Source organism: Streptomyces sp. Y1, assembly GCF_041053115.1.
In the GTDB taxonomy this organism is placed as follows: domain Bacteria; phylum Actinomycetota; class Actinomycetes; order Streptomycetales; family Streptomycetaceae; genus Kitasatospora; species Kitasatospora rubellomurina.
Window position 1 is genome coordinate 5,064,363 of sequence record NZ_CP163445.1, and the last position, 26,027, is coordinate 5,090,389.

Consider the following 26,027-nt stretch of genomic DNA (forward strand, 5'->3'; position numbering starts at 1 on the left):
GCACCGGCCGGGTACGGGAACCGCAGCCCTCGCCCGGAAAGATCTCTGTAACGTTTCAGCACCCGAGACGCCGAAGGGGCCGGACCTCCCGGGCCCGACCCCTTCCGCTCACTGTCCGTAGCCGCCGGCGGAGGCCGGACGGCGGCGGACACCCGTCACGTCACCGGCAGCCAGCCCGTCTGGACCATCTGCCCGGCGCTCACCCGGCGTGACACGTACACCCCGCGGCCCGGCGGCAGCGCCTGCGGCCGGACGGTGCCCAGCAGCGCGCCCTCGTCCCGGTTCCCGGACAGGATCACGCCCTGCCCGCCCAGCTCGCGCATCCGCTGCAGCACCGGCTCGTACAGCGAGCGCCCGGCGCCGCCCGCGCTGCGGGCCACGATCACCCGCAGGCCGATGTCCCGGGCGAACGGCAGGAACTCCGCCAGCGGCGCCAGCGGGTTGCCCGAGCTCGTCGCGACCAGCTCGTAGTCGTCGACGATCACGAACATGTCCTTGCCGCTGTACCAGCTGCGGTTGCGCAGCTGCTCGGCCGTCACGTCCGGGCCCGGCAGCCGGCGCGAGCAGGCCCCGCGCAGCATCTCCACGATCGCCGACATGGCCGGCTGCGCGGCCGCGTACTCCACCAGGTACTCCTGCGGCACGGTGCCCAGCAGGGCGCGCCGGTAGTCGCCGATCACGATGCCCGCCTGCTCCGGCGTGTAGCGCTCGGTGATCTGCTTGACCAGCATCCGCAGCAGCGCGGACTTCCCGGACTCGGTGTCGCCGAACACGATGAACAGCGGGTCCGTCTCGAAGTTGACGAACACCGGCGCCAGCTCGGCCTCGTCCACGCCGAAGGACACCCCGCGCTCCGGGTGCTCGGAGCCCTTCGGCAACGACGTCCCGTCCAGCACGGCCGGCAGCATCCGCACCTGCGGGGCGCGCGGCCCCGCCCAGGCCCCGTCGACCGCGGCGACCAGCGCGGCCACCCCGTCCTGCAGGTCCTCCACCGAGGAGGAGCCGTCCAGCCGCGGCAGGCCGCCCAGGAAGTGCAGCCGCTCCGCGGTGATGCCCCGCCCGGCCAGCGGCGGCACGTTCTGCGCCACCCGGCGGTCCACCTCGGACTCCATCGAGTCGCCGAGCTTCAGCTCGGTGCGGTTCTGCAGCAGGTCCTTCAGCGCCGGGCGCACCTCCGCGTACCGCGCGGCGGTGATCACCAGGTGGACGCCGTAGCCGAGGCCGCGCTGGGCGATGTCGGCGATCACCGGCTCCAGCGCGTCGAACTCCTGCTTGAAGGTGTTCCAGCCGTCGATCATCAGGAACACGTCGCCGAACGCCTCGTCCGGCAGCTGACCGGCCGCCCGGCGGGCCCGGTAGGTGGCGATGGTGTCGATCCCGGTGGCCCGGAACAGCTCCTCGCGCCGGTTCAGCACCCCGTGCACCTCGGACACCATCCGGCGCACCTTGTCCACGTCCAGGCGCCCGGCCACCCCGCCGACGTGCGGCAGCCCGGCCAGCGAGCCGAAGCTGCCCGCACCGAAGTCCAGCAGGTAGAACTGCACCTCGCGCGGGGTGTGGGTGAGCGCGAACGAGGCCACCGTGGTGCGCACCACCGTCGACTTGCCCGAGCGCGGGCCGCCCACGACCAGGCCGTGGCCGGCCGCCCCCGCGTAGTCGACCTCCAGGATGTCCGTCTTCTGCTCGCGCGGCTTGTCCACGACGCCGATCGGCACCCGCAGCCGCCCGCCCGGGTACCCGGGCGCGGTCAGGCCGCGCTCCGGCACCACCTGCAGCGGCGGCAGCAGGTGGTCCAGGCTCGGCGCGTCCGCCAGCGGCGGCAGCCACACCTGGTGCGCCGCCGGGCCCTGGCCGGCCATCCGGTGCACGAACACGTCCAGCACGGTGTCCACCAGCGCGTCGTCCTGCTCCTGGACCGGCGGCGCCTCCTCCTCCACCGGGTCCGGCAGCTCCACGTACGCCGCGGTGAACTCCACCGGCCTGGCGTTCAGCCGCCGCCCGCCCGTCGACCGCTGCTGGCCCGGCGCCCGGTACGGCCCCGAGACGTACGCGGCCTTGAACCGGTCCATCACGTCCTCGCCGAACTTCAGGTAGCCGACGCCCGGCACCGGCGGCAGGTGGTACGCGTCCGGCACGCCGATCGCCGCCCGCGACTCGGCCGCCGAGAAGGTCCGCAGACCGATCCGGTACGACAGGTAGGTGTCCAGGCCGCGCAGCTTGCCCTCCTCCAGACGCTGCGAGGCCAGCAGCAGGTGCACGCCCAGCGACCGGCCGATCCGGCCGATCTGGATGAACATCTCGATGAAGTCCGGCTTGGCGGTGAGCAGTTCGGAGAACTCGTCGATGATCAGCACCAGCGAGGGCAGCGGGTCCAGTGCCGCGCCGGCCGCCCGGGCCCGCTCGTACTCGTGGATGTTGGCGTAGTTGCCGGAGCGGTGCAGCAGCTCCTGGCGGCGGTGCAGCTCGCCCTCGATCGCGTCCCGCATGCGGTCGACCAGGGTGAGCTCGCCCTCCAGGTTGGTGATCACCGCCGAGGTGTGCGGCATGTCCGCCATGCCGGAGAAGGTCGCGCCGCCCTTGAAGTCGGCGAGCACGAAGTTCAGCGTCTCCGAGGAGTGCGTCATCGCCAGCGCCAGCACCAGGGTGCGCAGCAGCTCCGACTTGCCGGAGCCGGTCGCGCCCACGCACAGGCCGTGCGGGCCCATGCCCTCCAGCGCGGCCTCCTTGATGTCCAGGTAGACGTGCTCGCCGTTCGCCCCCACCCCGATCGGCACCCGCAGCCGCTCGTGCTGGGCGCGCGGGCGCCAGCTGCGCGCCACGTCGAAGGAGCCCGGATCGCCGGAGCTCATCATGTCGGTGAAGTCCAGGTTCGACAGCAGCGGCTCGTCGTCGCCGCCCGCCGAGATCCGGTACGGCGCCAACTGCCGCGCCAGCGCCTCCGACTGCCACGTCGACAGCAGGTCCGGCTTGCCGGTGTACGTCGCCCCGGAGGCCGAACGCAGCACCAGCTCCTCGGAGTTGACCGTCACCATCAGGTGCCCGCTCGGCTCGTCCACGTCACCCGGGACGACCTCGATGACGGTCACCCCGTGCAGGCCCTCCGGGCTCGCCAGCAGCGAGTCGTGCGGCACCCCGGCTCCGTCCATGACGACCACCAGGTGCGGCTGGTCCTGCGCCGGCGCCGCGTCCCGGACGAACCGCTGGCGGCCGGACAGCTCGTCCTGCAGCAGGTACTCCAGCTTACCCAGGTCGTGCGCGGTCAGCCGGCGCGAGCCCGCGCCGTCACCCTCCTTGCGGTGCTGGTTGTGCGGGAGCCACTTCGTCCACTCCCACTCCTCGGCCGCGCCCGGCGCCGCCGCCACCGCCACCAGCAGGTCGTCCGGCGAGTGCAGCGTGGTCAGCTGGGCGATCATCGCGCGCACGTTGCCGTACACCGCGTCCGGCTCCCCGCACACCGTGATGTGGTAGAAGGCCCGCAGCGACACCGCCAGCGGCAGGTCCTGCAGGGTGCCGTGCGCCTTCAGGAAGGAGTGCATCGCCGCCGCCGACAGCGGCTCCAGCTCGTCCATCGGCGCGGTCTGCGGCGCCACCAGCGGCGTCGACAGCTGCACCGGCCCCAGGCCCACCCGGATCTGCGCGAAGTCGCCGTCCCCGGAGCGCCGCTCCCACAGCCGCCGCCCCTCCGCCACGATCGACCACAGCTGGTCCGGCGCCGGATTCAGGAACAGCAGCGCCCCGCGCTGGCTCTCCGCCGTGCGGCGCACCTGGCGGCGCATCTGCTGCAGGTATTTCAGGTAGTCGCGCCGCTCGTCCGCCAGCGCCGTCGAACCGCCCTTGCGGGCCCGCACGACCTGCGCCAGCACCATGCCCAGCGTCGAGGCGATCATCAGACCGCCCATGATCTTCATCGGGGCCTGGGCGCCGGGCGAGAAGAAGAACACCGCCGACCCGCCCATGCCGAGCATCGGCAGGATGCTCATCAGCCAGTCCTCGCCGCCCTGCCGGGGCAGCTCCGGCGGCGTCTCCAGCACCACCGGATCGTCCGGCACCGCCGGCGGATAGGCCCTGGCCGGGCGCTTGACCGTGATCACACCCATGTGACATCCACCCCGCGGCGTCGATCGATCACTTCGGCATCAGCCCTCACGCAACTGGACTCGTACGGACCGGACCCGTACGGCTCGTACGGGATCCCGAGACCGACGAACCCCGCCCCCCACGCGCAGGGGCCGATCCTAACGGTCGCCCCCGCACCGCCCGCCACGGCCCGGCCCCGACCGGCCCCAACCGGCCCCGGCACCGGGCACGAACCGACCCGGTAGGGTAACGCCGCGCCAACTCGCGGACCGGCGGACCCAGTTCCCCGGCCCCCGCGCAGCAGCCACACCGAGCGCCGCCGGACCGCGGCCGTCAACGAGGGGGAGCGCCCAGTGCGTCGAAGGAACGAGGGGCGGCCATGACGAGCCCCGCCGCGACCGGCTACTGCCGGGTCACCGTCGTCGCCCCGGACCGCCGGATCGACGTCGCCCTGCCCGAGGACGTCCCGCTCGCGGACGTCTACCCCGAGGTGCTGCGGCTCGCCAACCAGAGCCAGCCCGAAGGCGCCCCGACCGGCTTCCACCTCGTCCGCCGCGACGGCACCGTCCTCGACAGCGGCCTGCCGCTCGCCGCCCAGCAGGTCCGCGACGGCGACCTCCTCGCGCTGCGCCCGTTCGCCGAATCCCTCCCGCCCGCCGTCTACGACGACGTCGCCGACGCCATCGCCAGCGCCGTCCAGGCCGACCACCGGTTCTGGACCGCCGAACTCATGCGCGGCTTCGGCCTCATCGGCGCCGGCGTCCTGCTCGCCCTGCTCGGCTTCGCGCTCTGGTTCTCCGACCTGCGCCACGACATGCACGGCCTGCCCGGCGTCCTGGCCGGCGTCACCGCCGTCGTCCTCACCGCCCTCGCCGGCGTGCGCGCCCGGGTCTACCAGGACGCCCACGCCGCCCTCGCCCTCGGCCTCGGCGCCCTGCCGCACGCCCTGATCGGCGGCAGCGGCGTCCTCGCCGTCGCCCACCCCGGGGACGGCCCCGGCCGCCTCCAGTTCCTGGTCGGCTGCGTCGCCGTCCTCGTCCTCTCCGTCCTCCTCGTCGGCCTGCTGCCCAGCATGGACGCGGTGTTCGTCGCCGCCGCCCTGGTCGCCGCCGCCGGCACCCTCGCCACCTTCACCGCCGTCCTGATGCCCCGCACCCCGGCCGCCGACATCGCCGCCGTCACCGGCGTCGCCGCCGTCGCCGCGATCGGCTTCCTGCCCGGCCTGTCCGCCCGCTTCGCCCGGCTCCCGGTCGGCTTCAGCGCCCCCGGCCAGACCCGCACCCGCAGCCGCGACTACGACGAGGAGGCCGAGCGCGCCGAGGCCGTCCAGTACGAGCGGATCGCCCAGCAGGCCCGCCGCGGCCACGAGGTGCTCGTCGGCCTGGTCGGCGGCTGCGCCGCCGTCGTCGTCGGCGCCTGCGCCGTCCTCGGCTTCTCCGACCGCACCTACCCGGAGCTGCTCGCCCTCGCCCTCGGCCTGGCCGCGATGCTGCGCGCCCGGCTGTTCCGCTACACCGCGCAGGTGCTCGGCCTCACCGTCGCCGGCCTGCTCGGCCTGTGCCTGCTGATCGTCGGCCTGTCCCTGCACACCCCCCAGTTCGTACTGCGCGCCGCCGGCTCCACCACCGAGCTCGACCTGCGAACCATCTGGCTCGGCGCCTCCATCGCCTTCGGCGCCGCACTGCTCACCGCGATCGCCCTGGTCGTGCCCCGGCTCGGCGTCTCCCCGTTCTGGGGGCGGGTGCTGGACCTGGTCGACAGCCTCACCCTGATCTCGCTCGTCCCGCTCGCGCTCGCCGTCCTGGACGTCTACCGGCTGGTGCGCGGCGCCACCGGCTGACCGCCCGCCGCACGTCACCCACCAGTGCCTCCCACCCGCCGACCGGCCGGGTGGGAGGCACTGGTACGCTTGGCCTTCGAGCGCAGCCGTGTGTCCACCCACTCCGTGGGACGCCGACCGCGGCCCGCGCTCACGACACCGAGTTCTCGATGAGTCCTGTGTTGTCGACCAGGACCGCTCGGTAGACCTTGAAGGAGTTGCAGTGGCTCTCGCCTCTGACGTCAAGAAGCAGATCATCGCCGAGTTCGGCCAGAAGGAGGGCGACACCGGCTCCCCCGAGGTTCAGGTGGCCATGCTCTCCCGCCGCATCTCGGACCTGACCGAGCACCTGAAGATGCACAAGCACGACCACCACTCGCGTCGTGGCCTGCTGATCCTGGTCGGCCAGCGCCGCCGTCTGCTGCAGTACCTGGCCAAGAAGGACATCGAGCGCTTCCGTACGCTCGTCGACCGCCTGGGCATCCGCCGCGGTGCCGCCGGTGGCGCCCGCTAGTCACGCCGCTCGGGGCGGCTCCCCACACCGGGGAGCCGCCCCTCGCGCGTATGTCGCGGCCCCCGGGCCGCGGCGCCCGGACATAACAACTCGCGCGCACCTCCCCAGGTGGCCGAGGATTGCACCGTAGGGTTGTGGGCATGCCGGGTGATGGCGCAGCAGCGCGCCACCCGGGCAGAAGGACCCGAACCCCCCGCGGGACGAAGGCTTCAAACGGAAGCCGCCCGCATCCGAGAGAGCGTCCAGACGCGGACCGCCCCCGGCCCGGCAGCCGTAGCCGCCGGTCCTCGGTAGTGGCCCCCGGAAGCCCCGCAGACGAGCGGGGCGCCCCGGAGGCTTCGATCGAAGACCGGCCCGACTGCCGCCCTCCCTGACAGGAGGGCCCGGGCCCACGTGCAGGCAAGCGCGGGGACGCTCTCCCGGAGACGTACGAAAGAGGAGATCTTCCAGGTGGAAGAGAACGTGTTCTACGCCGAGGCCGTGATCGACAACGGCACCTTCGGCACCCGTACCATCCGCTTCGAGACCGGCCGCCTGGCCCGTCAGGCCGCCGGCTCCGCCGTGGCCTACCTCGACGACGACACCATGGTGCTGTCGGCCACCAGCGCGTCCAAGCAGCCGAAGGAGCACTTCGACTTCTTCCCGCTGACCGTGGACGTCGAGGAGCGGATGTACGCCGCCGGCCGCATCCCCGGCTCGTTCTTCCGTCGCGAGGGCCGGCCCTCCGAGGACGCGATCCTCACCTGCCGCCTGATCGACCGCCCGCTGCGCCCGTCCTTCGTCAAGGGCCTGCGCAACGAGGTCCAGGTCGTCTGCACCGTCATGGCGCTGAACCCGGACCACCTGTACGACGTGGTCGCCATCAACGCCGCCTCCGCCTCCACCCAGCTGGCGGGCCTGCCGTTCTCCGGCCCGATCGGCGGCGTGCGCGTCGCGCTGATCAACGGCCAGTGGGTCGCCTTCCCGACCCACAGCGAGCTGGAGGCGGCCGTCTTCGACATGGTCGTCGCCGGTCGCGTCCTGCCGGACGGCGACGTCGCGATCATGATGGTCGAGGCCGAGGCCACCGACAAGACCATCAAGCTGGTCGAGGGCGGCGCCGAGGCGCCGACCGAGGAGGTCGTCGCCGCCGGTCTCGAGGCCGCCAAGCCCTTCATCAAGGTGCTGTGCGCCGCCCAGGCCCAGCTGGCCGCCCAGGCCGCCAAGCCGACCGGCGAGTTCCCGGTCTTCCTGGACTACCAGGACGACGTCCTCGCCGCCCTGACCGCCGCCGTCAAGGACGAGCTGGCCCAGGCCCTCACCATCGCGGGCAAGCAGGAGCGCAACAACGAGCTCGACCGCGTCAAGGCGCTCGCCGCCGAGAAGCTGCTCCCCGAGTTCGAGGGCCGCGAGAAGGAGATCAGCGCCGCCTACAACGCGCTGACCAAGAAGACCGTCCGCGAGCGCGTCATCAAGGACAAGGTCCGCATCGACGGCCGCGGCGTCACCGACATCCGCACCCTGGCCGCCGAGGTCGAGGCCATCCCGCGCGTCCACGGCTCCGCCCTGTTCGAGCGTGGCGAGACCCAGATCCTGGGCGTCACCACCCTGAACATGCTCCGGATGGAGCAGCAGCTCGACACGCTCTCCCCGGAGACGCGTCGCCGCTACATGCACAACTACAACTTCCCGCCGTACTCGGTCGGCGAGACCGGTCGCGTGGGCGCCCCCAAGCGCCGCGAGATCGGCCACGGCGCGCTGGCCGAGCGGGCGCTCATCCCGGTGCTCCCGACCCGCGAGGAGTTCCCGTACGCCATCCGCCAGGTCTCCGAGGCGCTCGGCTCCAACGGCTCCACCTCGATGGGCTCGGTCTGCGCCTCCACCATGTCGCTGCTGAACGCCGGTGTGCCGCTGAAGGCCGCCGTCGCCGGCATCGCCATGGGCCTGATCTCCCAGGACATCGACGGCGAGACCCACTACGTCACGCTGACCGACATCCTCGGTGCCGAGGACGCGTACGGCGACATGGACTTCAAGGTCGCCGGTACCCGCAACTTCATCACCGCGCTGCAGCTGGACACCAAGCTCGACGGCATCCCCGCCTCGGTGCTGGCCGCCGCCCTGAAGCAGGCCCGCGACGCCCGCCTGCACATCCTCGACGTGATGAACGAGGCCATCGACTCCCCGGACGAGATGTCCCCGAACGCGCCGCGCATCATCACCATCAAGATCCCGGTGGACAAGATCGGTGAGGTCATCGGCCCCAAGGGCAAGATGATCAACCAGATCCAGGAGGACACCGGCGCCGAGATCACGATCGAGGACGACGGCACCATCTACATCGGTGCCGCCGACGGCCCGGCCGCCGAGGCCGCCCGCACCACGATCAACCAGATCGCCAACCCGACCATGCCGGAGGTCGGCGAGCGCTACCTGGGCACCGTGGTCAAGACCACGACGTTCGGCGCGTTCGTGTCGCTCATGCCGGGCAAGGACGGCCTGCTGCACATCTCGCAGATCCGCAAGCTGGCCGGCGGCAAGCGCGTCGAGAACGTCGAGGACGTCCTCGGCGTCGGCGCCAAGGTGCAGGTCGAGATCGCCGAGATCGACCCGCGCGGCAAGCTCTCCCTCATCCCGGTCGTCGAGGGCGAGGAAGGCGGCGAGGCCGCTTCCGAGTGAAGCGCCGCTAGCTGACCCTTGCGGCCCGTACGCCTCCCGGCGTGCGGGCCGCACCCTGTTGTCCCCGCGCTCTGCTGTCCCCCGCAGTCCGTCGTTCCCGCGTTCGTCCGCACGGTGACCGCCCCCGTGCGCTTCTCTGGAGGTACCCCGTGGCCCAGGCCCCGGCCGCGACGCAGCGTCCCGGCACCACCCGGACCCTGCTCAAGGGCGTCGACGGCGCCGGCACGGTGCGCCGCACCGTCCTCCCCGGCGGCCTGCGCGTCGTCACCGAGACCCTGCCGACAGTGCGCTCCGCGACCTTCGGCATCTGGGTCGGCGTCGGCTCGCGGGACGAGACCCCGCAGCTCAACGGCGCCACCCACTACCTGGAGCACCTGCTCTTCAAGGGCACCGAGCGGCGCAGCGCGCTGGACATCTCGGCGGCCCTCGACGCGGTCGGCGGCGAGATGAACGCCTTCACCGCGAAGGAGAACACCTGCTACTACGCCCGGGTGCTCGACACCGACCTGCCGCTGGCCGTCGACGTGGTCTGCGACATGCTCACCGGCTCGCTCATCCGCCCCGAGGACGTCGACGCCGAGCGCGGCGTCATCCTCGAGGAGATGGCGATGGCCGAGGACGACCCGGGCGACGTGGTCCACGACCTCTTCGCCAAGGTCCTCTTCGGCAGCGGCCCGCTCGGCCGCCCGATCCTCGGCACCCAGGAGACCATCAAGTCCCTCACCCGGGACCAGATCGCCGGTTTCTACCACCGCCGCTACCGTCCCGAGCACCTCGTCGTCGCCGCGGCCGGCAACCTCGACCACCGCAAGGTCGTCAAGCAGGTCGAGCGGGCCTTCGCCCCGGTACTGGCCCGCTCCACCGCCGCCCCCGCCGAGGCCCGCCGCGGCGTCAAGGCGGTGCGCACGGCCGGCCGGGTCGAGGTGCTCAACCGCTCCACCGAGCAGGCCCACCTGGTGCTGGGCGTGCCCGGGGTGCCCCGGCACGACGAGCGCCGCTGGGCGATGGGCGTGCTCAACGCGGCCCTCGGCGGCGGCATGAGCTCCCGGCTGTTCCAGGAGGTCCGGGAGAAGCGCGGCCTCGCCTACTCGGTCTACTCGTACTCCTCGTCCTACGCGGACAGCGGCCTGTTCGGCATCTACGCCGGCTGCCAGCCCAAGCGCGTCGAGGAGGTGCTGCGGATCTGCCGCGCCGAGCTCGCCAAGGTCGTCGCCGAGGGCATCACCGAGGAGGAGCTGCAGCGGGCGATCGGCCAGATCTCCGGCTCCACCGTGCTCGGCATGGAGGACACCGGCTCGCTGATGAACCGCATCGGGAAGGCCGAGCTCAGCTACGGCCACCACCTGTCCGTGGACGACATGCTGGAGCGGATCGCGGCGGTCACCCTGGAGGACGTCCACGCGGTCGCCCGTGATGTGCTGGGCGCGTACCGGCCGTCGCTGGCGCTGATCGGTCCGGTCAACGACAAGCGGGCCGCCAAGCTCGCCGATCTGCTGGTCTGAGACCGGCTGGTGTGAGAGGAACTTCGCTATGACGCTGCGTGTCGCCGTGATCGGCGCCAAGGGGCGGATCGGCTCCGAGGCCGTCAAGGCCGTCGAGGCCGCGCCGGACATGGAGCTGGTGGCCACCCTCGGCCGCGGCTCCCGGCTGGAGGAGCTGACCGAGGCCGGGGCGCAGGTCGCCGTCGAGCTGACCCACCCGGACTCGGTGATGGGCAACCTCGACTACTGCGTCCACAACGGCATCCACGTGGTGACCGGCACCACCGGCTGGGACGACCTGCGGCTGTCCGAGCTGGAGGGCTGGCTCGTCCCGGCCGAGGCGACCGGACGCCCGCCGCTGCCCGTCGGCGTCCTGATCGCGCCGAACTTCTCCATCGGCGCGATCCTCGGGATGAAGTTCTCCCAGATCGCGGCGAAGTACTTCGAGTCGGTCGAGGTGGTCGAGCTGCACCACGACCGCAAGGCCGACGCCCCCAGCGGCACCGCCACCCGCACCGCCCAGCTGATCGCCGCCGCCCGCGCCGAGGCCGGCCGCCCGAAGCAGCAGGACCCGACCACCCACAGCCTGCCCGGCGCGCGCGGCGCCGACGTGGACGGGGTGCCGGTGCACGCCGTGCGGCTGCGCGGCCTGCTCGCCCACCAGCAGGTGATGTTCGGCGACACCGGCGAGACGCTCACCATCCGGCACGACTCGCTGCACCACAGCAGCTTCATGCCGGGCATCCTGCTGGGCGTGCGCAAGGTCGTCGAGACCCCGGGCCTCACCTTCGGCCTCGAACACTTCCTGGACCTGTGAGCCCCGAATGACCTCTCGTACCGGCTTCTTCGTCCTGTCCGCCGTGCTGCTGCTGGTCTCGCTGATCTGCGTGCTGGAGGGCGTCCAGCTGATCGCCACCGGCAAGCCGCTCGGCATCGGCATCGGGATCTGCGCCTTCGTGATCCCGATGATCGGCGTCTGGTTCCTGCGCCAGACCGTCCGCTTCGGCCGGGACAGCGAACGGCTCGCCCGCGAGCTGGAGGCCGAAGGCGGCCTGCCGGTGGACGAGTTGAAGCGCACCACCGGCGGACGGATCGACCGCGCCTCCGCCGACGCGGTCTTCGCCCGCCGCCGGAGCGAGGCGGAGGCCGCGCCCGGCGACTGGCGGGTCTGGTTCCGCCTCGCCGTCGCCTACGCCGACGCCGGCGACACCCCGCGCGCCCGCACGACCATGCAGCACGCCATCAAGCTGCACCGCACCGAACCCGCAAGGAGTAACGCGTGAGCGACGAACCGACGGCCCCCAGCTTCCGGGGAGACGTGACGGTGGAGCTGGTCCGCAGCGCCGCCGCCGACTCGGACGTCATCTGGGCGGCCCGCGTCTCGACCGCGGGGGAGCAGTCCCTGGAGGCGGTCCAGCAGGACCCGGAGAAGTCCAAGGGCCTGATCAACTTCCTGATGCGCGACCGGCACGGCACCCCGTTCGAGCACAACTCGATGACCTTCTTCATCAGCGCGCCGATCTTCGTGTTCCGCGAGTTCCACCGGCACCGCAGCGGCTGGTCGTACAACGAGGAGTCCGGCCGCTACCGCGAGCTGCAGCCGGTCTTCTACGTCCCCGCCGAGGACCGCAAGCTCGTCCAGCACGGCCGCCCGGGCAAGTACGAGTTCGCCGAGGGCACCCCCGAGCAGCACAGGACCACCACCGGGGCGATGGAGGCCGCGTACCGCGAGTCCTACGCCCGCTACCAGGAGATGCTGGCGGCCGGCGTGGCCCGCGAGGTGGCCCGCGCGGTGCTGCCGGTCGGCCTGTTCTCCTCGATGTACGCGACCTGCAACGCCCGCTCGCTGATGCACTTCCTCTCGCTGCGCACCAAGCGGGAGAACTCGGCGGTGCCGTCCTTCCCGCAGCGCGAGATCGAGATGGTCGCCGAGCAGATGGAGGAGCAGTGGGCCCGGCTCATGCCGCTCACCCATGCGGCCTTCGAGAAGCACGGTCGGGTCGCCCCCTGACCTGGGACGACGGGCATCCGGCAGAGTGTCTGGCATGTCTGGATTGCGGCTTTTCTGACCGCTCCCTACATTCGTGAACACGGATTCCGGTGCTGACCGAACCCCCGAGCGGGCAGCACCGGAATCCCATGTCCGCGCCCGTCCGACCCGTTTCACCTGTCCGAACCCTGGACCGGCATGGGGACCGCCCCACCGCCTACGAGTAGTTTTGGACGCATGGCTCCGACCTCCACCCCCCAGACCCCGTTCGGCCGGGTCCTGACCGCCATGGTCACCCCGTTCACCGCCGACGGCGGGCTCGACCTCGACGGCGCCCAGCGCCTCGCCACGCACCTCGTCGACTCCGGCAACGACGGCCTCGTCGTCAACGGCACCACCGGTGAGTCCCCGACCACCAGCGACGCCGAGAAGGCCCAGCTCGTCCGCGCCGTGGTGGAGGCGGTCGGGGATCGCGCCCACGTGGTGGCCGGCGTCGGCACCAACGACACGCACCACAGCGTCGAGCTGGCCCGCCAGGCCGAGGCCGCCGGCGCGCACGGCCTGCTGGTCGTCACCCCGTACTACAACAAGCCCCCGCAGGAGGGCCTGTACCGGCACTTCACGCAGGTCGCCGACGCCACCGGCCTGCCGGTCATGGCGTACGACATCCCGGGCCGCAGCGGCGTCGCGCTGAGCCACGAGACGCTGGTCCGGCTCGGCGAGCACCCGCGGATCGTCGCCAACAAGGACGCCAAGGGCGACCTCGGCGCCGCCGCCTGGGCGATCGCCCGCTCGGACCTCGCCTGGTACTCCGGCGACGACATCCTCAACCTGCCGCTGCTGTCGGTCGGAGCCGCCGGTGTCGTCAGCGTCGTCGGGCACGTCGTCGCCGGCGAGCTGAAGACGATGATCGAGGCCTACCTGGCGGGCGATGTGGTCAAGGCCACGACGATCCACCAGGGCCTGCTCCCGGTCTTCAGCGGTATGTTCCGCACGCAGGGCGTGATCCTCACCAAGGCCGCACTGGAGCTCCAGGGCCTGCCCGCCGGCCCGCTGCGGCTGCCGCTGGTCGGTGCGACGCCCGAGGAGATCGCGCGATTGAAGAAGGATCTCGCCGCAGGCGGGGTACACCTGTAGCAGACACGGACGTGCGCGCCCCGGCTCGCCGGACCCTCACGGGCCCGCCGCTGGACCGGACCGAAGGCGCGAGAGCACAGACCCAGTAGGAAGAACGACACTGAGTACGCACGCCATATGTCTCCGGGGGAGGACCCCGGGCATATGGCGTGCGTCGTGAGGAGAGTCTTTTGAGCCACCCGCACCCCGAACTCGGAGCACCGCCCGCCCTGAAGGAGGGCGTCCTCCGCATCACCCCGCTCGGCGGCCTCGGCGAGATCGGCCGCAACATGACGGTCCTCGAATACGGGGACCGCATGCTGATCGTTGACTGCGGCGTCCTCTTCCCCGAGGACGAGCAGCCCGGCGTGGACCTGATCCTCCCGGACTTCAGCTACATCCGGGACCGCCTCGACAAGGTCGACGGCATCGTCCTCACCCACGGGCACGAGGACCACATCGGCGCCGTCCCGTTCCTCCTCCGGGAGAACCCGGACATCCCGCTGATCGGCTCGAAGCTGACCCTCGCGCTGATCGAGGCCAAGCTCGCCGAGCACCGCATCCGGCCGTACGTGCTGGAGGTCAAGGAGGGCCAGCGCGAGCGCATCGGCCCGTTCGACTGCGAGTTCATCGCCGTCAACCACTCCATCCCGGACGCCCTCGCCGTGGCCGTCCGCACCCCCGCCGGCATGGTCGTGGCCACCGGTGACTTCAAGATGGACCAGCTGCCGCTGGACGGCCGCCTCACCGACCTGCCGACCTTCGCCAAGCTGGCCGAGGAGGGCATGGACCTGCTGCTGGTGGACTCCACCAACGCCGAGGTCCCCGGCTTCATCCCGCACGAGCGCGACATCTCGGCGGCGCTGCGAAACGTTTTCGCGAACGCGGACAAGCGCATCATCGTCGCCTCCTTCGCCAGCCACGTGCACCGCATCCAGCAGGTCCTGGACGCCGCGCACGAGTACAAGCGCAAGGTCGCCTTCGTCGGCCGCTCGATGGTCCGCAACATGGGCATCGCCCGCGACCTCGGCTACCTGAAGGTCCCCGGCAACATGGTCGTGGACGTCAAGCAGCTGGACGACCTCCCGGACAAGGAGGTCGTGCTGATCTGCACCGGCTCGCAGGGCGAGCCGATGGCGGCGCTGTCCCGGATGGCGAACCGCGACCACCAGATCCGCATCGTCGAGGGCGACACCGTGGTGCTCGCCTCCTCCCTGATCCCGGGCAACGAGAACGCCGTCTACCGGGTGATCAACGGCCTGACCCGCTGGGGCGCCAAGGTCGTGCACAAGGGCAACGCCAAGGTGCACGTCTCGGGCCACGCCTCGGCCGGCGAGCTGCTGTACTTCTTCAACATCTGCAAGCCGCGCAACCTGATGCCGGTCCACGGCGAGTGGCGGCACCTGCGGGCCGCCGCCGAGCTCGGCATCGCTACCGGCGTGCCGCGCAACCGGGTCGTCATCGCCGAGGACGGCGTCTGCGTCGACCTGGAGAAGGGCGTCGCCCGGATCGTCGGCAAGGTGCAGGCCGGGTACGTCTACGTGGACGGCTCCTCGGTCGGCGACATCACCGAGGCCTCGCTCAAGGACCGCAAGATCCTCGGCGAGGAGGGCTTCATCTCGGTCTTCGTCGCGGTCGACTCGACCAACGGCAAGATCGTCGGCCGCCCGACCATCCAGGCCCGCGGCTCCGGCATCGACGACAACGCCTTCGTGCCGGTCGTCTCCAAGCTGCAGGAGGCCCTGGACCGCTCGGCGAGCGACGGGGTGCTCGAGCCCCGCCAGGTGCAGCAGCTGGTCCGCCGGACCATCGGCAAGTGGGTGGCGGACAACTACCGCCGCCGGCCGATGATCCTGCCGGTCGTCGTCGAGGTCTGATCCTCGTTCGGCCCCTGCCGACCTCGGTTTGACGTGGGGCGGCCCGGTGCGTAATGTTCTCCGGGTTGCCCCACGGGACGAGCCCCAAGGAAGTACTCGAATCGAAATTCGAGAACGACCGGGAAAACGGACCGAGAAACTCTGATAGAGTTCGGGAGCGCCGAAAGGCGAAAGCCAAATCGGATGAATGAAACTCCGGAAAACGGAGCGGAAAACATCTGATAAGCTGGAAACACGAAAGAACGAAGCCCGGAGGGCCCGCTGGAAGGCGGCTCGAAGGAAGCGTCCGTTCCTTGAGAACTCAACAGCGTGCCAAAAGTCAACGCCAGATATGTTGACATCCCCGGCCTCAGGTTTCCTGGGGTTGGAGATTCCTTTTGAAATAAACACTAGCGAGGACGCAGTGCGCGGGGCCGCCCTATTCCGGTGGTTGCCGTGCCGCTCAACGCGGGTGTGGACCGGATTACCGGTAAACATTCACGGAGAGTTTGATCCTGGCTCAGGACGAACGCTGGCGGCGTGCTTAACACATGCAAGTCGAACGGTGAAGCCCTTCGGGGTGGATCAGTGGCGAACGGGTGAGTAACACGTGGGCAATCTGCCCTGCACTCTGGGACAAGCCCTGGAAACGGGGTCTAATACCGGATATGACCTGGGAGTGCATGCTCCTGGGTGTAAAGCTCCGGCGGTGCAGGATGAGCCCGCGGCCTATCAGCTTGTTGGTGGGGTAACGGCCCACCAAGGCGACGACGGGTAGCCGGCCTGAGAGGGCGACCGGCCACACTGGGACTGAGACACGGCCCAGACTCCTACGGGAGGCAGCAGTGGGGAATATTGCACAATGGGCGAAAGCCTGATGCAGCGACGCCGCGTGAGGGATGACGGCCTTCGGGTTGTAAACCTCTTTCAGCAGGGAAGAAGCGCAAGTGACGGTACCTGCAGAAGAAGCACCGGCTAACTACGTGCCAGCAGCCGCGGTAATACGTAGGGTGCGAGCGTTGTCCGGAATTATTGGGCGTAAAGAGCTCGTAGGCGGCCTGTCGCGTCGGATGTGAAAGCCCGGGGCTTAACCCCGGGTCTGCATTCGATACGGGCAGGCTGGAGTGTGGTAGGGGAGATCGGAATTCCTGGTGTAGCGGTGAAATGCGCAGATATCAGGAGGAACACCGGTGGCGAAGGCGGATCTCTGGGCCATTACTGACGCTGAGGAGCGAAAGCGTGGGGAGCGAACAGGATTAGATACCCTGGTAGTCCACGCCGTAAACGTTGGGAACTAGGTGTTGGCGACATTCCACGTCGTCGGTGCCGCAGCTAACGCATTAAGTTCCCCGCCTGGGGAGTACGGCCGCAAGGCTAAAACTCAAAGGAATTGACGGGGGCCCGCACAAGCAGCGGAGCATGTGGCTTAATTCGACGCAACGCGAAGAACCTTACCAAGGCTTGACATATGCCGGAAACATCCAGAGATGGGTGCCCCCTTGTGGTCGGTATACAGGTGGTGCATGGTTGTCGTCAGCTCGTGTCGTGAGATGTTGGGTTAAGTCCCGCAACGAGCGCAACCCTTGTTCTGTGTTGCCAGCATGCCTTTCGGGGTGATGGGGACTCACAGGAGACTGCCGGGGTCAACTCGGAGGAAGGTGGGGACGACGTCAAATCATCATGCCCCTTATGTCTTGGGCTGCACACGTGCTACAATGGTCGGTACAAAGGGCTGCGATGCCGTGAGGCGGAGCGAATCCCAAAAAGCCGGCCTCAGTTCGGATTGGGGTCTGCAACTCGACCCCATGAAGTTGGAGTTGCTAGTAATCGCAGATCAGCATGCTGCGGTGAATACGTTCCCGGGCCTTGTACACACCGCCCGTCACGTCACGAAAGTCGGTAACACCCGAAGCCGGTGGCCTAACCCGTAAGGGGAGGAGCCGTCGAAGGTGGGACCAGCGATTGGGACGAAGTCGTAACAAGGTAGCCGTACCGGAAGGTGCGGCTGGATCACCTCCTTTCTAAGGAGCACATAGCAGCTTCGGGCGAATGTCCCGGAGTGCTCGCTCATGGGTGGAACGTTGACTATTCGGCACAGGAAGAGATCGGATCGTTAGTACTGCCTTCGGGCGTGGAACGTGGTCGGGGATTGACTGTGTCGGGCACGTTGTTGGGTCCTGAGGGAACGGAAACGTTGTCTCAGTGGTTGCCGGTCCCATGCTTGTTGAGGTGGGTGACTGGTCGTTGTTTGAGAACTGCACAGTGGACGCGAGCATCTGTGGCCAAGTTTTTAAGGGCGCACGGTGGATGCCTTGGCACTAGGAACCGATGAAGGACGTGGGAGGCCGCGATAGGCCCCGGGGAGCTGTCAACCGAGCTTTGATCCGGGGGTGTCCGAATGGGGAAACCCGGCAGTCGTCATGGGCTGTCACCCGCTGCTGAACACATAGGCAGTGTGGAGGGAACGCGGGGAAGTGAAACATCTCAGTACCCGCAGGAAGAGAAAACAACCGTGATTCCGGGAGTAGTGGCGAGCGAAACTGGATGAGGCTAAACCGTTTGGTGTGAGACCCGGCAGGGGTTGCCAATCGGGGTCGTGGGAATGAGCTTGATCGGTCTGCCGGCCGGTCGGCGAGTCAGAAACCGTATGGGTAGTCGAAGGACATGCGAAAGGTCCGGCGTAGAGGGTAAGACCCCCGTAGACGAAATCTGTACGGCTTGCTTGCTCATCTCCCAAGTAGCACGGGGCCCGAGAAATCCCGTGTGAATCTGGCGGGACCACCCGCTAAGCCTAAATATTCCCTAGTGACCGATAGCGGATAGTACCGTGAGGGAATGGTGAAAAGTACCGCGGGAGCGGAGTGAAATAGTACCTGAAACCGTGTGCCTACAAGCCGTGGGAGCGTCGTCATCAGCTTGCTGGCTGGCCGTGACTGCGTGCCTTTTGAAGAATGAGCCTGCGAGTTTGCGGTGTGTAGCGAGGTTAACCCGTGTGGGGTAGCCGTAGCGAAAGCGAGTCCGAATAGGGCGACTGAGTTGCATGCCCAAGACCCGAAGCGGAGTGATCTAGCCATGGGCAGGTTGAAGCGCGGGTAAGACCGTGTGGAGGACCGAACCCACCAGGGTTGAAAACCTGGGGGATGACCTGTGGTTAGGGGTGAAAGGCCAATCAAACTCCGTGATAGCTGGTTCTCCCCGAAATGCATTTAGGTGCAGCGTCACGTGTTTCTTGCCGGAGGTAGAGCACTGGATAGGCGATGGGCCTCACCGGGTTACTGACCTTAGCCAAACTCCGAATGCCGGTAAGTGAGAGCGTGGCAGTGAGACTGTGGGGGATAAGCTCCATGGTCGAGAGGGAAACAGCCCAGAACACCGACTAAGGTCCCTAAGCGTGTGCTAAGTGGGAAAGGATGTGGAGTCGCAGAGACAACCAGGAGGTTGGCTTAGAAGCAGCCACCCTTGAAAGAGTGCGTAATAGCTCACTGGTCAAGTGATTCCGCGCCGACAATGTAGCGGGGCTCAAGCACATCACCGAAGTCGTGTCATTGCAACGTAAGGCCTAACGCTGTTGTGATGGGTAGGGGAGCGTCGTGTGCCGGGTGAAGCGGCGGTGGAAACCAGTCGTGGACGGTATACGAGTGAGAATGCAGGCATGAGTAGCGATACAAGAGTGGGAAACTCTTGCGCCGATTGACCAAGGGTTCCTGGGTCAAGCTGATCTGCCCAGGGTAAGTCGGGACCTAAGGCGAGGCCGACAGGCGTAGTCGATGGACAACGGGTTGATATTCCCGTACCCGCTTTGAAGCGCCAACGCTGAACCTTCTGATGCTAAGCCCGTGAAGCCGTCCCGGAGCCTTCGGGCAAAGGGAAGTGGTGGAGCCGGTGACCCAACGGGGTAGTAGGTGAGCGATGGGGTGACGCAGGAAGGTAGTCCAGCCCGGGCGGTGGTTGTCCCGGGGTAAGGGTGTAGGCCGAGTGATAGGCAAATCCGTCACTCATTAGGCTGAGACCTGATGCCGAGCCGATTGTGGTGAAGTGGATGATCCTATGCTGTCGAGAAAAGCCTCTAGCGAGTTTCATGGCGGCCCGTACCCCAAACCGACTCAGGTGGTCAGGTAGAGAATACCGAGGCGTTCGGGTGAACTATGGTTAAGGAACTCGGCAAAATGCCCCCGTAACTTCGGGAGAAGGGGGGCCATTCCTGGTGACGAGTCTTGCACTCCGAGCTGGGGGTGGCCGCAGAGACCAGCGAGAAGCGACTGTTTACTAAAAACACAGGTCCGTGCGAAGCCGTAAGGCGATGTATACGGACTGACGCCTGCCCGGTGCTGGAACGTTAAGGGGACCGGTTAGCTTTGATTCGTCGAGGCGAAGCTGAGAACTTAAGCGCCAGTAAACGGCGGTGGTAACTATAACCATCCTAAGGTAGCGAAATTCCTTGTCGGGTAAGTTCCGACCTGCACGAATGGCGTAACGACTTCTCGACTGTCTCAACCATAGGCCCGGTGAAATTGCATTACGAGTAAAGATGCTCGTTTCGCGCAGCAGGACGGAAAGACCCCGGGACCTTTACTATAGCTTGATATTGGTGTTCGGTTCGGCTTGTGTAGGATAGGTGGGAGACTGTGAAAGCCCAACGCCAGTTGGGTGGGAGTCGTCGTTGAAATACCACTCTGGTCGTGCTGGATGTCTAACCTGGGTCCGTGATCCGGATCAGGGACAGTGTCTGGTGGGTAGTTTAACTGGGGCGGTTGCCTCCTAAAGGGTAACGGAGGCGCCCAAAGGTTCCCTCAGCCTGGTTGGCAATCAGGTGTTGAGTGTAAGTGCACAAGGGAGCTTGACTGTGAGACTGACGGGTCGAGCAGGTACGAAAGTAGGGACTAGTGATCCGGCGGTGGCTTGTGGAAGCGCCGTCGCTCAACGGATAAAAGGTACCCCGGGGATAACAGGCTGATCTTCCCCAAGAGTCCATATCGACGGGATGGTTTGGCACCTCGATGTCGGCTCGTCGCATCCTGGGGCTGGAGTAGGTCCCAAGGGTTGGGCTGTTCGCCCATTAAAGCGGTACGCGAGCTGGGTTTAGAACGTCGTGAGACAGTTCGGTCCCTATCCGCTGTGCGCGTAGGAGTGTTGAGAAGGGCTGTCCCTAGTACGAGAGGACCGGGACGGACGAACCTCTGGTGTGCCAGTTGTTCTGCCAAGGGCATGGCTGGTTGGCTACGTTCGGGAGGGATAACCGCTGAAAGCATCTAAGCGGGAAGCCTGCTTCGAGATGAGCACTCCCACCTCCTTGAGAGGGTAAGGCTCCCAGTAGACGACTGGGTTGATAGGCCGGGTATGGAAGCCCTGTGAGGGGTGGAGTTGACCGGTACTAATAGGCCGAGGGCTTGTCCTCAGTTGCTCGCGTCCACTGTGTTGTTCTGAAACAACGACCGCCTTGCCGGCGGGTCGACAGTTTCATAGTGTTTCGGTGGTCATAGCGTGAGGGAAACGCCCGGTTACATTCCGAACCCGGAAGCTAAGCCTCACAGCGCCGATGGTACTGCAGGGGGGACCCTGTGGGAGAGTAGGACGCCGCCGAACAATTCTTCAGAAAAGGCCCACCCGGGTTTCCGGGTGGGCCTTTTCGCGTTTCCGGGCACCGGCCGCACCCTGCGGAAAGCCTGCGGAGAGTCGGCGGAGCCCCCCCGACCGGCCCCCGCCGACCGGCTGGTTCGCCGTCAATATGCCGCTAAAACCCCGCGATCAGCGCACTGATCAGCGGAATATCGCCTCCCACGCCGTAGTCTCGAAGGGGAGGGGAACAGGTGTCCGGGGGTGGCTCCCCGGCTGGGCCGGATCAAGAATGGTGCTCATGGGACGAGGCAGGCTGCGCATCTACCTCGGGGCTGCCCCCGGGGTCGGCAAGACGTACGCCATGCTCGCCGAGGCGCACCGGCGGCAGGAGCGTGGCACGGACGTCGTGGTGGCGTTCGTGGAGGACCACGGCCGGCGGCGCACCGCGGACCTCGTGGCCGGGCTGGAGGTCGTGCTGCGGCAGCAGGTGCTGCACCGGGGGGCCAGGTTCTCCGAGATGGACCTGGACGCGGTGCTGGCCCGCCGCCCGCAGGTGGCGCTGGTGGACGAGCTCGCCCACACCAACATCCCGGGCTGCCGCAACGCCAAGCGCTGGCAGGACGTCGAGGAGCTGCTGGCCGCGGGCATCGACGTGATCTCGACCGTGAACGTCCAGCACCTGGAGTCGCTGGGCGACGCCGTCGAGGGCATCACCGGGGTGCGGCAGCGGGAGACCGTGCCGGACGAGGTGGTGCGGCGGGCGGACCAGATCGAGCTGGTCGACATGTCCCCGCAGGCGCTGCGGCGCCGGCTGGCGCACGGCAACGTGTACCTGCCGGAGAAGATCGACGCCGCGCTCGCCAACTACTTCCGCCCGGGCAACCTGACCGCGCTGCGCGAACTGGCGCTGCTGTGGACGGCCGACCGGGTGGACGAGTACCTGCAGAAGTACCGGGCCGAGCAGGGCATCGAGGGCACCTGGCAGGCCCGGGAGCGGATCGTGGTCGGCCTGACCGGCGGCCCCGAGGGGGCGACGCTGATCCGCCGGGCGGCCCGGATCGCCGCCCGGGTCTCCGGCGGTGAACTCCTCGCCGTGCACATCTCCCGCTCGGACGGCCTCGCGGGCTCCGGCTCTCCGCAGACGCTGATCGAGCAGCGCGCCCTGGTGGAGAGCCTCGGCGGCAGCTTCCACAACGTCCTCGGCGACGACCCGGCCGCCGGGCTGCTGGACTTCGCCCGCGGCGTGAACGCGACCCAGATCGTGCTGGGCACCAGCCGCCGACCCGGCTGGCAGTACCTGTACGGGCCGGGCGTGGGCACCCTGGTCACCCAGAAGGCCGGAGACATCGACGTCCACATGGTCACCCACGAGCACGCCGGGCACGGGCGCCGCGGCAAGATCCCCGTCCGCAGGATCACCGACCTGGGCCGCACCCGGACCGTCGCCGGCTGGCTGACCGGCCTGGCCGGGCCGCCGCTGATGGCGATCGTGCTGACCGCGATCGGCGGGCTGGGCCTGTCCACCGACATGCTGCTGTTCCTGTCGCTGACGGTGCTGGCCGCGCTGGTCGGAGGGCTGCTGCCGGCCATCGGCTCGGCGCTGGTCGGCTCCTCGGTGCTGAACTACTACTTCACGCCGCCGGTCCACACCTTCACCATCAACGAGCCGCAGAACATCATGGCGGTGGCGATCTTCACGGTGGTCGGCATCTCGGTCGCCTCCGTGGTCGACCTGGCCGCCCGGCGCACCCACCAGGCGGCCCGCGCCCAGGCCGAGGCGCAGACGCTCAGCGCGCTGGCCGGCACGGTGCTGCGCGGCGCCCCGAACGGGGACGGCGTGCTGACCGCGCTGATGGAGCAGGTGCGGGAGACCTTCGGGCAGGAGAGCGCCGCACTGCTGGAACGGCCGGACCCGCTGGGCCCCTGGGCGGCGGTGGCGAGCGCCGGGCCGCACCCGCCCGGGCGGCCGGAGGACGCCGACGTGGACGTCCCGGTCGGCGACAGCCTGGCGCTGGTGCTGCGCGGCCGGGTGCTGCCCGGCGCGGACCGCCGTCTGCTCGGGGCCTTCGCCGCGCAGGCCGCGGTGGTGCTGGAACGCCGCCGGCTGGCCCGGGAGGCGGCCGCCGCGCGGCGGGAGGCCGAGGGCAACCGGATCCGCACCGCCCTGCTCGCCGCCGTCTCGCACGACCTGCGGACCCCGCTGGCCGGCATCAAGGCCTCGGTGAGCTCACTGCGCTCCGACGACGTCGAGTGGGGCCCGGAGGACGAGGCCGAGCTGCTGGCCGGCATCGAGGCCGGGGCGGACCGGCTCGACCACCTGATCAACAACCTGCTCGACATGAGCCGGCTGCAGACCGGCACCGTCACCCCGCTGATCCAGGAGACCGACCTCGACGAGGTGGTGCCCTACGCGCTCGGCGGCGTGCCGCCGGAGGCCGTACGGCTGGAGGTGCCGGAGACCCTGCCGATGATCCGGGCGGACGGCGGCCTGCTGGAGCGCTCGCTCGCCAACCTCGTCGAGAACGCCGTCAAGTACAGCCCGGACGGCGTGCGGGTGCTGGTCAAGGCCGACGCGCTGCACCAGATCGGCGGGCCCGGCCGGGTCGAGCTGCGGATCGTCGACCGCGGCCCGGGAGTGCCGGAGGACGCCAAGGAGCGGATCTTCGCGCCGTTCCAGCGCTACGGCGACGCGCCGCGCGGCGCCGGCGTGGGCCTCGGGCTCGCGGTGGCGCGCGGCTTCGTCGAGGCGATGGACGGCACCGTCACCGCCGAGGACACCCCGGGCGGCGGCCTCACCATGGTCGTCAGCCTGCCCGCCGCCGAGCGGCCGCCCGAGCCGGCCCGAGCGGGCGGACCGGGCGACCCGGGCGGCCCCGGCGAACCCACCGACCCGGGCGAGCCGGCCGGCGACGGCCGCGACCCGCTCTCGCACCTGATCACGTGACACCCGGCGGCGCACCGGCCCGATCCGGCCGGACGCCCCGCCGACCAGATGGCCCCCAGTCCGAACGTCAGACAGCCCCGAAAGGCGGAGCCCGAACATGACCCGGGTCCTCGTCGTGGACGACGAACCGCAGATCGTCCGCGCGCTGGTGATCAACCTCAAGGCCCGCAAGTACGAGGTCGACGCGGCCCACGACGGCGCCGGCGCCCTGGAACTCGCCGCCGCCCGCCACCCCGACGTCGTCGTCCTCGACCTGGGCCTGCCCGACATGGACGGCGTCGAGGTGATCCGCGGCCTGCGCGGCTGGACCCGGGTGCCGATCATCGTGCTGTCCGCCCGGCACGCCTCCGACGAGAAGGTCGAGGCCCTGGACGCCGGCGCCGACGACTACGTCACCAAGCCCTTCGGCATGGACGAGCTGCTCGCCCGGATGCGGGCCGCCGTGCGCCGCGCCGAGCCCGTCGCCGGGGAGGACGACTCGCTGGTCGTCACCGAGAGCTTCACCGTCGACCTCGCCGCCAAGAAGGTCAACCGGGACGGCACCGACGTCCGCCTCACCCCGACCGAGTGGCACCTGCTCGAGGTGCTGGTCCGCAACGCCGGACGGCTGGTCAGCCAGACCCAGCTGCTCCAGGAGGTGTGGGGCCCCGCCTACCGCACCGAGACCAACTACCTGCGGGTCTACCTCGCCCAGCTGCGCCGCAAGCTGGAACGCGACCCCTCGCACCCGCGCCACTTCATCACCGAACCGGGCATGGGATACCGCTTCGAGAGCTAGTTCGGGACCGATCCGAGGGCGCCCCCGGCGGTCGAACGGCCTGCCGCCGGGGGCGGCGGAACCGGTACCCTTCCGGCATGAGTGGTGACAAGAACGGCGACCAGCCGCCCGGCCGCCTGCGCCGGATGCTCAGCCGGCTGACCTCCTCGACCGAGGAGCTGCAGGCCGAGGAGCTGCGCCAGGAGAGCGCGGCCGAGGCGGGCAGCCGGCGGATCGCCGACTGCGCCGACCGCGAGCTGGTCACCGTCGCCGGCACGCTGCGCACGGTGACGCTGCGCCCCCGGGCCGGGGTGCCCGCCCTGGAGGCCGAACTCTTCGACGGCACCGAGGCGCTGGACATGGTCTGGCTGGGCCGTCGCTCGATCGCGGGCATAGAGCCCGGCCGCCGGCTGGTCGCCAGCGGCCGGATCAGCCACGCACGCGGGCGCCGCGTGCTGTTCAACCCCCGATACGAGCTGCGTCCGGTCGGACACGGGAGCGAGTCAGCGTGAGCAACCAGCCCGGCGGAGACGCCGCCACCCAGCTCGGATCCGACGCCGCGGAGGAGGCCGCCCGCCGGGCCGCCGCCTCCAAGGAGGCCGCCGACACCGTCCTGCAGGCCTTCGGCGGCGTGCGCGGCATGATCGACATGACGCTGCCCGGCCTGGTCTTCATCGTCACCTACAACATCACCCACCAGGTCAGCGCGGCCGCCTGGGCCGCGCTCGGCCTGAGCGCGCTGTTCGTGGTGGCCCGGCTGGCGCGGCGGGAGACCATCCAGCACGCCTTCAGCGGCGTGTTCGGCGTCGCCCTCGGCGCCTGGATCGCCATGAAGAGCGGCAAGGCCGAGGACTTCTACCTGCCCGGCCTGCTCTGGAACGTCGCCTACTGCGCCGGCTTCGCGGTCTCCGCCCTGGTCCGCTGGCCGATGATCGGCCTGATGCTCGGCCCGATCACCGGCGAGATGTTCACCTGGCGCAAGGAGAACCCCGGCCGCTTCGCCGCCTACACCAAGGCGACCTGGGCCTGGGTGGTCATCATGGGCCTCAAGCCGGTGATCCTCTTCCCGCTGTACTTCACCCACAACGTCAACCTGCTCGGCTGGCTGAAGGTCGCCCTCGGCATCCCGCCGATGCTGCTGGCGATGTACGTCACCTGGCAGATCCTGCTGAAGGCGCCGCCGCCGATCAAGGCGCAGCTGGACGACGAGGAGGAGCCGGCGAAGTAGCCGCTCCCGCCCGCGCACGGCGAAGGGCCCG

General features: G+C 69.2%; 14 protein-coding genes and 3 rRNA genes. 16 read left to right on the forward strand and 1 reads right to left on the reverse strand.

Going from position 1 to position 26,027, the window contains the following annotated elements:
* Positions 1–155 precede the first annotated feature (155 nt).
* Positions 156–4,097, reverse strand: coding sequence for a type VII secretion protein EccCa (eccCa, locus tag AB2U05_RS21910; protein ID WP_369184020.1), 3,942 nt, complete (start codon positions 4,095–4,097; stop codon positions 156–158).
* Positions 4,098–4,456: 359 nt separating this feature from the next.
* Between eccCa and eccD the strand changes: the two genes are divergently transcribed.
* The 16 genes from eccD (at position 4,457) to AB2U05_RS21990 (ending at position 25,996) form a co-directional block, all read left to right on the forward strand.
* Entirely contained in the window at positions 4,457–5,917 is a 1,461-nt protein-coding gene (gene eccD / locus AB2U05_RS21915; RefSeq protein WP_045702418.1) for a type VII secretion integral membrane protein EccD, read from the forward strand.
* 202 nt (positions 5,918–6,119) lie between these two features.
* Positions 6,120–6,410 (forward strand): 30S ribosomal protein S15, encoded by a 291-nt coding sequence (gene rpsO, locus AB2U05_RS21920; RefSeq protein WP_045702420.1) that lies wholly within the window; start codon positions 6,120–6,122, stop codon positions 6,408–6,410.
* Between the two features lie 450 nt (positions 6,411–6,860).
* Positions 6,861–9,068, forward strand: coding sequence for a polyribonucleotide nucleotidyltransferase (locus tag AB2U05_RS21925; RefSeq protein WP_045702422.1), 2,208 nt, complete (start codon positions 6,861–6,863; stop codon positions 9,066–9,068).
* Between the two features lie 149 nt (positions 9,069–9,217).
* The gene (locus AB2U05_RS21930; RefSeq protein ID WP_045702424.1) at positions 9,218–10,570 is read left to right on the forward strand and encodes a pitrilysin family protein; all 1,353 of its coding nucleotides are present in this window, start codon (positions 9,218–9,220) and stop codon (positions 10,568–10,570) included.
* A gap of 28 nt (positions 10,571–10,598) precedes the next feature.
* Positions 10,599–11,366 (forward strand): 4-hydroxy-tetrahydrodipicolinate reductase, encoded by a 768-nt coding sequence (gene dapB / locus AB2U05_RS21935; protein WP_045702426.1) that lies wholly within the window; start codon positions 10,599–10,601, stop codon positions 11,364–11,366.
* A gap of 7 nt (positions 11,367–11,373) precedes the next feature.
* Positions 11,374–11,832, forward strand: coding sequence for a membrane protein (locus AB2U05_RS21940; RefSeq protein WP_045702428.1), 459 nt, complete (start codon positions 11,374–11,376; stop codon positions 11,830–11,832).
* Positions 11,829–12,560: an FAD-dependent thymidylate synthase gene (gene thyX / locus AB2U05_RS21945; protein WP_045702430.1), complete on the forward strand. Its 732-nt coding sequence runs from the start codon at positions 11,829–11,831 to the stop codon at positions 12,558–12,560. The genes AB2U05_RS21940 and thyX overlap by 4 nt, the downstream gene beginning before the upstream one ends.
* Positions 12,561–12,776: 216 nt before the next feature.
* The gene (gene dapA / locus AB2U05_RS21950) at positions 12,777–13,676 is read left to right on the forward strand and encodes a 4-hydroxy-tetrahydrodipicolinate synthase (protein WP_045702432.1); all 900 of its coding nucleotides are present in this window, start codon (positions 12,777–12,779) and stop codon (positions 13,674–13,676) included.
* A 170-nt stretch (positions 13,677–13,846) separates the two neighbouring features.
* A complete protein-coding gene (locus AB2U05_RS21955; RefSeq protein ID WP_045702434.1) occupies positions 13,847–15,532 on the forward strand; it encodes a ribonuclease J in 1,686 nt (561 codons plus the stop codon).
* A gap of 476 nt (positions 15,533–16,008) precedes the next feature.
* Positions 16,009–17,532: ribosomal RNA gene (locus AB2U05_RS21960) — 16S ribosomal RNA — on the forward strand.
* Between the two features lie 259 nt (positions 17,533–17,791).
* Positions 17,792–20,906 (forward strand): 23S ribosomal RNA (locus AB2U05_RS21965).
* Between the two features lie 71 nt (positions 20,907–20,977).
* Positions 20,978–21,094: ribosomal RNA gene (gene rrf / locus AB2U05_RS21970) — 5S ribosomal RNA — on the forward strand.
* The 16S, 23S and 5S rRNA genes sit together here, the layout of an rRNA operon.
* Before the next feature lie 271 nt (positions 21,095–21,365).
* Positions 21,366–24,011, forward strand: a complete 2,646-nt coding sequence (locus AB2U05_RS21975) for an ATP-binding protein (protein ID WP_369184021.1) — start codon at positions 21,366–21,368, stop codon at positions 24,009–24,011.
* Positions 24,012–24,108: 97 nt separating this feature from the next.
* Positions 24,109–24,789 (forward strand): response regulator, encoded by a 681-nt coding sequence (locus AB2U05_RS21980; RefSeq protein WP_045703856.1) that lies wholly within the window; start codon positions 24,109–24,111, stop codon positions 24,787–24,789.
* 77 nt (positions 24,790–24,866) lie between these two features.
* Complete coding sequence (locus AB2U05_RS21985) at positions 24,867–25,280, forward strand: OB-fold nucleic acid binding domain-containing protein (protein WP_045703858.1); 414 nt, start codon at positions 24,867–24,869, stop codon at positions 25,278–25,280.
* Positions 25,277–25,996: a DUF3159 domain-containing protein gene (locus AB2U05_RS21990; RefSeq protein ID WP_045703860.1), complete on the forward strand. Its 720-nt coding sequence runs from the start codon at positions 25,277–25,279 to the stop codon at positions 25,994–25,996. Before AB2U05_RS21985 ends, AB2U05_RS21990 begins: the two co-directional genes overlap by 4 nt.
* Positions 25,997–26,027 lie beyond the last annotated feature (31 nt).